Raw genomic sequence first — 12,606 nt, 5'->3', positions numbered from 1 at the left:
TCCCCCGATAGGTCACCAATTTTCAAAGTTCGAATAACCAATGGGAGGAAACAATGAACTTTAGATTGAAATCAACCACCGCGCTGGCGGTCGGTCTTGCCCTTTTGGGCAGCACGGCCTGGGCCGGTATGGAAGAGGCGATGGAGTTTCTCGACAACGAAATCGCGGGTCTTTCCGTGCTTGACCGTGCAGGGCAAGAGGCAGAGATGCAGTTCTTTGTCGATGCGGCCAAGCCGTTTGAAGGCATGGAGATCAAGGTCGTCTCGGAGACAATCACGACGCATGAATATGAAAGTCAGGTTCTGGCGCCTGCTTTTACCGCGATCACTGGCATCAAGGTCACCCACGACCTGATCGGTGAAGGTGACGTGGTTGAGAAGCTGCAAACGCAGATGCAGTCGGGCGAGAACATCTATGACGCCTATATCAACGACTCGGACCTCATCGGTACCCACTGGCGCTATCAGCAAGTGCGCAACCTGACCGACTGGATGGCAGGCGAAGGCGCGGATGTGACCTTGCCGACTTTGGATGTGGATGACTTTATTGGCACGTCCTTTACCACCGGGCCGGATGGTAAGCTCTATCAGCTGCCGGATCAGCAATTCGCGAACCTCTATTGGTTCCGCTACGATTGGTTCAATGACGAGAAGAACAAGGCCGACTTCAAAGAGGCCTATGGCTATGACCTCGGCGTGCCTGTCAATTGGACGGCTTATGAGGACATTGCTGAGTTCTTTACTGGGCGTGACTTGAGCCATCTGGGCGTCGAAGGCGAAGTCTTCGGCAACATGGACTACGGCAAGAAGGACCCAAGCCTTGGCTGGCGCTATACCGACGCGTGGATGTCCATGGCCGGTATGGGCGACGTGGGTGAGCCCAATGGCCTTCCGGTTGATGAATGGGGCATTCGTGTCAATGAGAACAGTCAGCCAACAGGTTCCTGTGTGGCGCGTGGTGGGGCGACCAACGGACCGGCAGCGGTTTATGCGGTGACCAAAGCGATTGAATGGCTGCAGAAATACTCGCCACCTGCGGCGGCTGGCATGACATTCTCTGAGGCGGGACCCATCCCGGCACAGGGCAATGTTGCGCAGCAGATGTTCTGGTACACCGCCTTTACCGCAGCCACCGTTGAACCCGGCCTTCCAGTTATGAATGAGGACGGCACACCCAAGTGGCGTATGGCCCCCTCGCCGCATGGTGTTTACTGGAAAGAAGGCCAGAAGATTGGCTATCAGGACGCGGGTTCATGGACACTGATGCAATCCACGCCGGTTGACCGTGCCAAGGCGGCCTGGCTCTATGCGCAGTTCGTTGTGTCCAAGACAGTGGACCTGAAGAAAGCGGATGTGGGCCTGACGTTCATTCGTGAAAGCACCATCAACTCTGATCACTTCACACAACGCGCGGACAAGCTGGGTGGTCTGATCGAGTTTTATCGCTCACCTGCGCGGGTGCAATGGTCGCCGACAGGCACAAACGTTCCTGACTATCCGAAGCTGGCGCAGCTGTGGTGGCAGAACATTGGCGACGCCATGTCCGGTGCCAAGACACCTCAAGAGGCTTTGGACTCACTTTGTGCAGACCAGGAACGTGTGCTTGAACGCCTGGAGCGCGCTGGGGTTCAAGGTGATCTCGGTCCGGTCATGAACGAGCCGCAGGATGCGCAGTATTGGTTCGATCAGCCAGGTGCGCCTTATGCGAAGCTTGAGAATGAGGACGAAGAGCCCAAGACCGTTTCTTATGACGAGTTGATCAAGTCCTGGCAGTAAGTCCAGGCTTCTCCCAAGTGCGGGGCGCGTGTGTTGTTGCGCGCCCCGTGCGATTTAGCTGTTCGCCTTAGCGGTTCAGGAAATGCCAGTACAGGCAGCTTGCGGTGCAATTATTTTGGGAGAATTTCTCGCTGGTCGTCTTCAACCAACGGCACAGAACAAGTGATTGTCGCCCCCGGCGTGTTGCCTGGCTCCAGCCAAATTTTGCCATTATGTGCGGTGACGATCCGATGGCAATATGCCAAACCAACACCGGTGCCTTTGCCGACTTGTTTGGTCGTGAACAGCGGATCAAAGATACGACCTTTGATATCATTGGAAATACCAGGGCCGTTGTCGGCAACACGAATAATCAATTCGCTTCCCGAGCATGTCCAATCAATGGAAACGGAGCTTCCAACACCTGAATCCTGGATGGCATGAACACCGTTGGTCAGTAGGTTGATAATCACCTGCGTCAGTTGCACGTCATCCGCCAAAATGCTTTGGCATGGCTCTGTGTTTTTTACGTTCAATGATACTTTTGCTTTGTCTGCGTCCGGTTTTACGGCGTCTACGGCATTTGCGACGAGATCGGAGATTTGGACGGATTTGAGATCGAGTGGCTCTTCGCGAGCCAAGGAGAGAAAGGACCTGACGATCCGAATGCACCTTTGAGCGGCTTGAGATAACTTGTCGATGCGCCGTTCTTGTGGTGAATTTTCCAATTCTTCGTGCAGGATTTCTGCGTTGCCGGCAATGATCGAAAGGGGGTTGTTCAACTCATGCGCGATGCCAGCCAGCATCTCTCCCAAGGCCGACAGTTTTTCCGCCTGAAACAGTTGATCTTTTTGGCGGTCAAGTTCAGCCTGTATTGCGAGTTCCTTGGTGAGGTCCTCAATATTGCTGACAATCACGTCGTCGCCGCGATAGTCGATCAACCTTGCAGACAGGTCAGCGGGGAAGTGCTCTCCGTTTGCGCGGACGCCGATGACGCGCATGTTGTCGACGCGAGCATCAGGCAAAAGAGCGGTGACAAAGTCCGCGCGATCCTCTGCCTGGGCAAAGTGCGAAAAGCTGCTTTTGGCAGTGCCCAACAGTTCGGTGGCGGCGGGAGAACGGTATATCACCTGCCCGTCTGAGACACGCGACATGGTCAAACTGGTCGGGCAGGCCTCTAGCACTTTTCGCAAAAGCGTTTCAGCTTCGCGGGCCGCATCGATTTCCTTGGTGCGCTCCAGGTTTGCAGACTGAATCAAGGAAAACCCACCGTCAGATGAGGCGATCATCTGCAAGCTGAAGGATTGCCCGCCTGTTGCAGGCAGTGGTACTGGATCAGCGACAGGATTGTTGTTGGTGAGCGAAAATTCAATTTCGTCCAGTCGTTTGGCAACCGGCGCGGGCAAGACCCCTTGGCTGAGCGCCTCACGTAGAAATATCGACCAGGGCAAGCCAGGGGCAAGCAAGTCTGCAAGAGACTGATACATTGTGCGAAAACTGTCATTAACCAGTGTCAGCTCACCTTGCGCATCGAAAACCACCACACCTTGTGGAAGGTGTTCCACTACGTTTTGCAAAGCTTGGGGATTTGCATGGGTTTGTTGGTGGTTTAGGTCAGAGGCCATAGACCGCGGCCTCTAGGCGTTTTCTGCCAGGTCGCGCATCAAAACATGCGTTCCATCGTCTGATGGTAGCGCACCGAACTTTTCTGCTACAATTTCGGCAAAGGTTGCGTCGGTTGCCATTGTCATCTCGTCGGCCAATGACCGGTGATGAAGCGCGGCCCCGACAGTTGGACCAAAAACATCGTAAATATAGTTCTGAATGCCGACCACGGATCCAATCACCGAGCCAGAGGCGACGCCGATGCGTGCCACCCATTTGATCGGGTGCGAGTCGTTGCGTCGTGCCAGATATCTTAGAAACCGAACGCCTGAATTCGCGACGGCCATGGCGTGATCCTGGTTCGGATCGGGCACGCCGGATACAGCGACATAGCTGTCACCATTCGTTCGGATACGCTGGCACGCAAACTGCGCGCCAATGCGATCAAACGCGCTGTAAATGTCGTTGAGTTCGCTGACGATCACGCCAGGCTCGTGCTGCGTGAGTTGCGCATCGAACTGAATGAAGTCGAGCGCAAGAACGGATACAGGATCGAACAGGCGCGGCGCGACCACACCGAAGGTTTTGTATTCTTCATATGCTGCGCGCGGCATCATATTCAGCAGCAGTTTTTCAACCTGCTCTTTCTCACGTTTTATTTCGTGCGTGTTGCGCTCGACCATCATGGAATAGGAATCGATCATGGATTCCAGCTCTTTGATGCGGGTGATGTTCTGGCAAACCAGAACGGCGATGTTTTCATGGGCGTTTTGCGCCCGGCTAAATTCCAATGCGACGGTCATGGTACGTCGGCGCAGTTTAAAGGACGCCTCGGTCGTCATGCGGCCGTCGTCAAGCATTTCAGATTGCAGCGTCTGGCTGTCCAGATCAGGAAAAAGTTCTGTCAGCCGTGCGGTCGGGTCCGGGTCGCCAAACCATTCATTGAACGTGTCGTTGCGGAACGAAAAGGACAGGTCAGACAGATCAACCAAAGCAACGCCGACGCCGATGGCCCGCAACAGCTGTTCGTTGATGGCCTCAATTGACATTTGGCTTCTCGATTAGAATTTCGCGGCGCGCCTCAAATGCTCCGACAATCGTCTCAATGTCAGGCGCGTCGACCTCAAAATCGGTGAGCACTTCGGCAACGATTTCTTTCAGTCGGTCAAATTGATGATCTTCAATCTGCATACCGCGATGCGCGCGCTCGATGTGATCATCGGTAAATGAGGCAGGCCCACCCATCAGAGACGACACAAACTTGGTCTGATGGTCGATCAGGCGCGACAGGTCAACATCGTCAAAAAAAGGTCCGACATCGTCGTCTTCGAGCAACCGATCATAGAGGGTGAGAACAATTTTGCTGACGGTGGAGAACCCACCATATTTGTCAAAAAGAGATTTTTCCATTCTTCGTTTGGTCCTATCTGACGGGTTAGTGTTCTGGGGTCAGACCTGGCGATTTAACGCAGGAATGTGCAAACCGGTCAACATAAGATGGCATTGCATCGGGTGTGCACTTTGCCTGAGGACGAATGTACCGTCGTCTGACAAAGGGCTTTGCATCGTTCACCATTGCGACCACCTGCATTCAGATCATTGCGTGGTCAAACCGAAGCTTTTGGAACAAGGACGCGTCGACCAAAGGTGTTCGTCGGTTCCGCCGGTCGGCAGAATGCACACGCGCCATGTCCTGAGCGGCCTGAGTGTTGGAGTTTCGAAAACGAGCCATTTTGAATTCCTTTCCTGAAGTGATCAAACGATCCAGCCGTCGCGACTGGAGGGTTGGATTTTGGGTAAGCTGATCATCCGGGCCACTTTGGCGCGGCCCTTCTTATGGCCGGTTTTGGCCAAGGCTTTGATCCGCGTGACGAGGGAGACGAGATTTCGTTCGTCCACTGTCATCGGCATTGTCGTGTGTTCTGCGAAGCTGTTCATTGTCATCGTCCTTTATTGTCAGTTTGTGAGCCGCTCTTGCGGGTTCGGGGTTTGGGTGATGCAAGGGAGTTGGAGGGACACGCAACATCCTGCATTGGGAATATCTTTGTTCTAAGCCTTTGATGTTTCAGCTTTCGGTCATATCGTGCACTTTGGCGTTTCAAATGTTTCAGGACGGCGGAGAGGTTTGCACCTTTCAAAAAAGACCCGCCGGGCAGGGCCCGGCGGATCACAAAGCGGCGCGTGTGAGTGGTGGCCGCTTCAGGCTCTGATCGTCGTCCAGAGCCTTTCGATCTTGCTGGCCAGATCCGCCATGTGCCTTGGGCCAGTCTCGGGATTGATGATCGAGATGCGCAAGACGCGTTGCCCACGCCAAATGGCTGTGCGAACGAAGTGCCGACCATCTGCGTTGAGGGCGTCTTCCATGCGTTGTGTGGCCAGATCTGCTGCTGCCTGGCCATGGCCGGGATCGAACACGACGATCAGTTGGTTCAGCACCACGTCGTTGAGAATACGCACACCCGGGATGCGCCGCAGTTTGTGCGCCAGCAGGCTGGCGCAGGCACAGTGCGAATGCACCATGTCGGCGATCCCGTCCCGACCCAGCGATTTGAACGTGGCCCAGGCGGCAAATCCACGCGCGCGGCGCGACAGCTCGGGATTAAATTGGGTCGCATTGCGTCCACCATCTGGAGGCTCCGACAGATAGCTTGCCGTGATGTCCATAGCGCGGCGGTGCGCGTCGCGGTCTCGGACGATAGCGAACCCCGCATCAAACGGCATTTGCAGCCATTTATGACCATCTGTCGACCAGCTGTCCGCCCGTTCAATACCGCGCGTCATGGCTCGGGTCGTTACGCTGGCCCGGGCCCAAAGCCCAAATGCCGCGTCGACATGCAACCATGCGCCATGCGCATGTGCGAGATCCGCAAGTGCCGGAAAGTCGTCAAATGCGCCTGTGTTGATGTGCCCGGCTGTGGCGAGAATGATCTTTGGGTTGCTGCTTGTCTCGATTTTCGAGGCGAGGTCAGCGATGTTCATGCGACCCTGATCGTCTGTCGGAATTTCAACGATGTTACGCTGTCCAAAACCAAGAAACCGCAAGGCCGCACGGTTTGAGACATGCGTGTCGGCGGACAGGAAGACCTGAACAGGCGGGGCATATTGCAAACCTGTTTCCGCCAAGTCGTAGCCGGCCCGCCGCAAGACTTCGTCCCGTGCCGCGGCCAGTCCGATGAACCCGGCCATGGTGGCACCCGTGGTCAGCCCAACCGACGCCTCGCGCGGCAGATCAAGCACATCCAAAAGCCAGCCGCAGGCCACTTCCTCGGCTGTGGCGGCGGCAGGTGAGCACTGATAGATGCCCGCATTTTGCCCCCAAATCGAGGTCAACCAATCCGCAGCTACGCCTGTGATGTTCGAGCCACCCATAACCCAGGCGTGAAACCCAGCTTGCGTGTTGCCGACAAGTCCGGGCTCTGCTGCCTTAATCAACTCGGCGATGACGTCCTCTCCGGGCTGACCTTTGGCGGGAAGTACGCCGCCAAAGGAGTTACGCAGATTCGCCAATGAGGCGGTGGGATGAAGATTGGTCTTGGCTTCGCGGTAGTCGTTGGCATAGGCCGAAGCTTTGGCCAAAGGACCGCTGAGGACCGGGAAGGCATGAACCTGTTGCATGGTTTGGTTCCTTTGAAAATCTGAAGATCTAGGCATGATCGGCCAGAGACAGGGATGCCTTCGGCCAGGGTTTTCAGGTCGCGCTTAGGGCAGCGACGAGCGTTGGTTTGGCAGGCGTCGCGGACGGAGCCGGGACATCGAAGCGCACGTTCGGAGTCGATTCCGACAGTGCGAGTTCTTCGTCTGTCATCTCGACCGCAACATCTTCAAACAAAGGTGTCGAAAGATAGCGCTCGCCCGTATCAGGCAACATCGCAAGGATCGTGGATTCTTTCAGTGCGGTTTTTGCGACCTCCATTGCAGCGGCGAAGGTTGCACCACCGCTGATGCCGCAGAAGATGCCTTCCTTGCGTGCAAGCTCTTTGGCCATGGCGATGGCATCTGGTCCTGCCACGGACATCATGTGGTCGATGTAACCGTTTTGCATGGATTGATGCGCAATGTCGGAAATGAAATCGGGCGACCAGCCCTGCATCGGGTGCGGGTTGAAGGCCGGGTGGCTTTCTGCGGCGCTGCCGTCGGTGTTAAAGGCCTGTACCTGGCCGCTTTGCATCAGAGCGGCTGTGGCGGGTTCAGCTGTTACAATCTTGGTTGCGGGGCTTTCGGAGCGCAGCACGCGCGCCACGCCCGTCAAAGTCCCGCCGGTGCCGAACCCGGTGACCCAATAATCCAGCCCGTTGCTGCCGAAATCGCGCAGAATTTCGCGGGCGGTGGTGCGGCTATGGACCTCGACATTGGCGGGGTTCTCAAACTGCCGTGACATGAACCAGCCATGTGCCGCCGCCAGCTCTCGGGCTTTCGCAACCATGCCGCTGCCTTTTTGCGTGGCAGGTGTGAGCACGACTTTGGCACCGAGAAACCGCATGAGCTTGCGGCGTTCTACGCTGAAACTTTCGGCCATTGTCACCACAAGCGGATAGCCCTTTTGCGCACAGACCATGGCAAGCCCGATGCCAGTGTTTCCGCTTGTGGCTTCGACAATGGTCTGTCCCGGGCGCAGCGACCCGTCGCGTTCGGCGGCTTCGATCACACCCAGGGCCAGCCGGTCCTTGACCGAGCCCATCGGGTTGAAGGATTCGAGTTTGACGAAAAGCTCAACGCCTTCGGGTGCGAGCTTGTTGATCTTGACGATGGGTGTGTTGCCGATCGTGTCGAGAATGGAAGATTTGATCTGTGACATATGTGGGTCCTTCGTGGAGGTTCATTGAAGTGATGTCACAGGTTTGGGGGTGCGATGTTGCAGTCGGATGTCCTGAAAAGAGGTTTTGTGTTTCAGTTGCGAAACATCCGCCTGACGTGGTCTGGAAGAGCTAGAACTAAATTAAAACAGATATTTAACTAGGTTTTCATCAGAAGCTGAAATCTGTTGGCTGTTACAATTGAAACAAAACGCGGCCGAATTGAAAACGAGTTGAAACATTGGGCTTATAAAGATGAGTGCATGACATCCGAGACTCAAACTGGCGCGTTGGATCACTCACACACCGCCGATCTGCTTTGGGATGCGATTCAGGCTCTGTCTGAGGGGATCGCAGTCTATGATGCAGACCACAGGCTGGTGACATTCAATCAGCGCTATTGTGACATGTTTCCGTTGATTTCGGAGCTGATTGCGCCTGGTGTGCGCTGGCAGGATCTATTGCGCGCGGGTGCGGAACGTGGCCAATACGCCGCTGCGGTCGGACGGGTTGAAGAGTGGCTGGCTGGGCGATTTGAGCAAGGTGTTCCAATTGGTCAGACCCTGGAAATCCCCCTGACCAGCGGAGGGTACTACGAAGTACAATTCAGTGCCACGAAACGTGGCGGCTTTGTGGTTACGAACACCGATATCACAGAACGAAAACAGGCCGAGATTGCGGCGCAGGACCAAGAACACCTGCTTCGGATGGTGCTTGAAACCAGCCCAGTTGCCGTGGTTATGGCGCGTCTGTCGGATGGTCTGATCCTCTATCGATCACCCCGCGCCAAGGAGATGTATGGAGACACGCAATCTGCGGTGGATCACTATGCCAACCCTAAAGATCGCGACCGCTACATCGCCGAATTGACAAAATTGCGATCTGTGGATGACTACCGGCTCACGATCAAGCTGCGGGACGGGTCTTTGGTGCCAGCCACCAGCTGGGGTCGGATGATCGAGTTTGAAGGCGAAACCTGCGTTGTGACGGCGGTGGTCGATATGAGCGAACGCCAGGCGCAAGAAGAAATGATCCGCCATGTGTTGGAAGCATGTCCCGCGCCGATCCAAATGACCAAGGCCGAGACCGGCGAGGTGCTGTTTTCCAGTCCCGAAACCATATCCCTGTTTGGTGCTGACCGAAGCGCACGGACCTTTTACGCAAAATCCGGAACGCGCGACGAATATCTGCAAAAGCTCAAGCGGGACAGGTCTATCCGCGACTTCAACGCGGAGTATGTCAAGGCCGATGGCAGCACGTTTTGGGGATCGGTTTCGGCCAGGCTCATTCGATATAACGACGAAGACGTGATCGTGTCACACACCCGCGATCTCACAGATCAGTTGCGGATCGAAGCAGCGCTCGCGCAGCAGCAAAGCCAGCTTTATCAAAATGAGAAAATGTCAGCGATGGGCGAGCTTCTGGCTGGGGTCGCTCACGAATTGAACAACCCTTTGTCTGTCGTGGTGGGACACTCTTTGATGTTGCAGGAGGATTGCGCCGATCCACAGACGCTCAGACAGGTGAACAAGATTAGCCATGCGGCGGAGCGTTGTGCAAAAATAGTAAAAACATTCCTCACCATGGCACGACAAGAACCTACGAGGCAGCAAAGCACCAATATCAACGAAATTGTGCAAACGGCGGTAGATGTGGCGCGCTACGGAGATGGAGGAGGTGCCGCAGAGATCACGTGTGTTCTGACGAAAGACCTGCCGACGGTTGCTGTTGATCCCGACCAGATGACGCAGGTCTTTATCAACCTCATTCTAAATGCGGAACATGCCATACATCACAGCGGAAAAGGCACTCGCATTGAGGTTAAGACAGCCCTCGGCGCAAATGGAGAAGGCGTTGAAATTCGTGTCGAGGATGATGGCCCGGGGATACCTGAAAACATACGCAGCCGGGTTTTTGAACCGTTCTTTACAACGAAGGATGTCGGTGACGGGACCGGTATTGGCCTGGCCTTGTGTCATCGTATCGTAAAAACTCATGACGGGACAATCGCGCTTGGCGATACCTCTGAAGGCGGAACAAGTTTTCAGATTTTCCTGCCACCAGACATCGCGACCTCAAGCAGCACGGACAAAGACACGCAAGCAGAGACGCAGCCTTCGCAAGTCAGAATTCTCATTGTAGATGATGAAGAAGATGTGGCGGAGCTCAATGCGGAAATTCTGACACGCGGTGGGTATTCCGTGGATATGTTCAATGTCGCGGATTTGGCTCTCGAAAGCTTGCGAAATCAAAGATATGACATCATTCTCAGTGACCTGAATATGCCGGGTACCGATGGGCGAGGCTTTTTTGAAGCGATCTCGCAGGACTTTCCCGATATGGTGGGACGCACCGGTTTTGTAACAGGGGACACAATGGGACGGTCTTCGCAGACATTTCTCGCAGAGGCGCAAAGGCCATATATTGAGAAACCGGTCTCTCCCAAGGAGCTTCGCAGTTTTGTGTCAGATATCCTGAGCACAACAGAACAGGGCAGCACATGACGAGCACAGCCAAAATTCTTGTATGTGATGACGAGCCAGATGTCCGGGACATGCTGCGTGAATATCTAAGTAAGCGCGGGTTCGAGGTCGTGCCAGCGGGCAACAGTGACGAGCTGCGCAACGTGATCGACACAACTTCGGTTGATCTCATCTTGCTGGATATAAACATGCCGGGAGAAGATGGGTTAACCACACTTAGGAGCTTGCGCAATTCCAGTCAGGTTCCAGTTGTGATGCTAACTGCAGCTGGCGAAGTGATCGACAAGATCGTGGGACTTGAAATGGGGGCCGATGACTATCTGGCTAAACCCGTGGATCTGCGCGAACTCGAGGCGCGCATTAAGGCCGTGCTGCGCCGCAAGAGCGAACCGGTTCAGGACCAGATCCAGGGTGATGCCCCCAAGACGGCACCCTTTGGCGCGTTCACCCTTGATCTGACAGCGGCCAAGCTGATGGATGCAGATGGGGCCGAAGTGGCGTTGACAGCGATGGAATTCAACTTGCTGAGCTTGTTCGCGCGCAACCGAGGCCGGGTGCTCAATCGCGATCAAATTCTGGAACAGGCTCATGATCGGTCTTGGGATCCGTTTGATCGCAGTATCGATATTCGGATTTCGCGCCTGCGTCGCAAGATTGAACCCAACCCCCAGAAACCGCAGGTCATCAAGACCGTTCGGGGGATTGGGTATATTTACGACCCCACTTAGAGGTCACTCTGATCCAAATTACGCGCGACCGCCTTGCAACGTGCCAATCGAACGTGACGCAAAAACGCTGACCGACAAGTTAAGCGCTGCAGTGGGGCCATCACGCAGGATCACGCGCATCCTTTGCCATGTGGTGTCGCGCATTTGCCCGATGCATATGGCGGCCACGATCAATGCCGCGCCAGGTACAAATCCGGTTCCGGGATTTTCACCCAAGAGCACCATGGCAAAGATGATGCCGGCCAGGGGCGACACTGATGTGGCGAGAGACATGTCACTGGCACGCGCGTATTTCAGCGCAAAAAACCATGCCAGTTGTCCAATCACGATGACCGGGATGGCGTAGACCCAGATCCAGCTCAGAAGAACTGGCGAGAAGAGGTCCTGAAATTGCTCTGGTCCTTGTAGAAATGAGACAAGTGCAAAGTACATCGCTGCGCCGACAACTGTTCGGTAAATTGAGAAAATACCCATTGGAATGCTCTTTAGGACACGGCGCGCAACGATGGCAGATGCAACGTAGGACAAAGTCGCTACAGCTGCAGCGATCTCTCCGATGTCAAACACACAAGTGTCTCCAGAGCCACGGAGGCTGATCATCAGGGTTGCGCCGACTAGCGCAACCATTCCAGCAGACAAAGCCCTAAGGTTGATGCGTTCGCGCAGAAATACAGCAGCTGCCAAAAGAAATAGCGGCGGTTCAATCCGGCTCACCAACACAACATTTGTCACGTTGGAGTGCTCCAGAGCAAAGAAAAAAAGGCCGGGGGTCAGAGCTGAGGATAGAAATGCTGACAGTGTCAGCAATCCCCAGTCCTTGCGCGACAGCGCACGCAGGTTCGTACGGGTCCAGTCGCCTCGGAAAAGTGCGGTCATCGGAACCAGCGAAATGAGCGACCCCAGAAACAACAAGTTCGTGAATGTGATGGCATTCCGCCCACCGGCAACTGGATTGGCCGACCCAATGTCAACCAATAGTGTCGCGATGGAATTTGACGCGGCATAGATCATCACGCCCACCCAAGCAAAGCCCATGCCGATGGTGGCAGGAGAGAGGTCATTCAATTTAATCAAGGCATTGCGAGGCATCGTGCGGCTCCGGGTTTATTCGATGCCGCCTACCTAGGAGTGTCGCGTTTCTGGCTTATGTCGCGTCAACTGTGTTGGGGTTTCATTTGTTTCGCTTTTGTAACCGAGAGCAGATGGTGGACTGCCCTTGCCCTTGCAAACAGCGGTTTTGATG

At 55.0% G+C, this 12,606-nt stretch carries 11 protein-coding genes and 1 pseudogene; 3 read left to right on the top strand and 9 right to left on the bottom strand.

What is annotated here, in order from left to right:
• The first annotated feature begins 53 nt into the window (after positions 1-53).
• Positions 54-1,775, top strand: coding sequence for an ABC transporter substrate-binding protein (locus RZ517_RS17595; RefSeq protein ID WP_338549419.1), 1,722 nt, complete (start codon positions 54-56; stop codon positions 1,773-1,775).
• Between the two features lie 110 nt (positions 1,776-1,885).
• Here RZ517_RS17595 and RZ517_RS17590 read toward each other — a convergent pair whose 3' ends face one another.
• From RZ517_RS17590 to cysK, 8 genes and pseudogenes are all read right to left on the bottom strand, one after another.
• Positions 1,886-2,908: a sensor histidine kinase gene (locus RZ517_RS17590; RefSeq protein WP_338549418.1), complete on the bottom strand. Its 1,023-nt coding sequence runs from the start codon at positions 2,906-2,908 to the stop codon at positions 1,886-1,888.
• Between the two features lie 306 nt (positions 2,909-3,214).
• A pseudogene (locus RZ517_RS18420) lies at positions 3,215-3,379 on the bottom strand (PAS-domain containing protein); the annotation flags it as partial.
• A 12-nt stretch (positions 3,380-3,391) separates the two neighbouring features.
• Positions 3,392-4,408: an adenylate/guanylate cyclase domain-containing protein gene (locus tag RZ517_RS17585; protein WP_338549417.1), complete on the bottom strand. Its 1,017-nt coding sequence runs from the start codon at positions 4,406-4,408 to the stop codon at positions 3,392-3,394.
• The gene (locus tag RZ517_RS17580; RefSeq protein ID WP_338549416.1) at positions 4,398-4,769 is read right to left on the bottom strand and encodes a group I truncated hemoglobin; all 372 of its coding nucleotides are present in this window, start codon (positions 4,767-4,769) and stop codon (positions 4,398-4,400) included. The genes RZ517_RS17585 and RZ517_RS17580 overlap by 11 nt, the downstream gene beginning before the upstream one ends.
• A gap of 181 nt (positions 4,770-4,950) precedes the next feature.
• Complete coding sequence (locus tag RZ517_RS17575; protein ID WP_338549415.1) at positions 4,951-5,091, bottom strand: hypothetical protein; 141 nt, start codon at positions 5,089-5,091, stop codon at positions 4,951-4,953.
• 23 nt (positions 5,092-5,114) lie between these two features.
• The gene (locus RZ517_RS17570) at positions 5,115-5,297 is read right to left on the bottom strand and encodes a hypothetical protein (RefSeq protein ID WP_338549414.1); all 183 of its coding nucleotides are present in this window, start codon (positions 5,295-5,297) and stop codon (positions 5,115-5,117) included.
• Positions 5,298-5,558: 261 nt separating this feature from the next.
• Positions 5,559-6,974, bottom strand: coding sequence for a pyridoxal phosphate-dependent decarboxylase family protein (locus RZ517_RS17565; RefSeq protein WP_338549413.1), 1,416 nt, complete (start codon positions 6,972-6,974; stop codon positions 5,559-5,561).
• A 73-nt stretch (positions 6,975-7,047) separates the two neighbouring features.
• Entirely contained in the window at positions 7,048-8,154 is a 1,107-nt protein-coding gene (gene cysK / locus RZ517_RS17560) for a cysteine synthase A (RefSeq protein WP_338549412.1), read from the bottom strand.
• 261 nt (positions 8,155-8,415) lie between these two features.
• Between cysK and RZ517_RS17555 the strand changes: the two genes are divergently transcribed.
• Complete coding sequence (locus tag RZ517_RS17555) at positions 8,416-10,656, top strand: ATP-binding protein (RefSeq protein ID WP_338549411.1); 2,241 nt, start codon at positions 8,416-8,418, stop codon at positions 10,654-10,656.
• Positions 10,653-11,363, top strand: coding sequence for a response regulator (locus tag RZ517_RS17550; RefSeq protein WP_338549410.1), 711 nt, complete (start codon positions 10,653-10,655; stop codon positions 11,361-11,363). Before RZ517_RS17555 ends, RZ517_RS17550 begins: the two co-directional genes overlap by 4 nt.
• A gap of 18 nt (positions 11,364-11,381) precedes the next feature.
• Here RZ517_RS17550 and RZ517_RS17545 read toward each other — a convergent pair whose 3' ends face one another.
• A complete protein-coding gene (locus tag RZ517_RS17545) occupies positions 11,382-12,452 on the bottom strand; it encodes a DMT family transporter (protein ID WP_338549409.1) in 1,071 nt (356 codons plus the stop codon).
• Between the last annotated feature and the right edge of the window lie 154 nt (positions 12,453-12,606).

This window comes from Roseovarius sp. S88 (genome assembly GCF_037023735.1).
In the GTDB taxonomy this organism is placed as follows: domain Bacteria; phylum Pseudomonadota; class Alphaproteobacteria; order Rhodobacterales; family Rhodobacteraceae; genus Roseovarius; species Roseovarius phycicola.
This window is presented reverse-complemented; position numbering and strand designations above follow the sequence as displayed.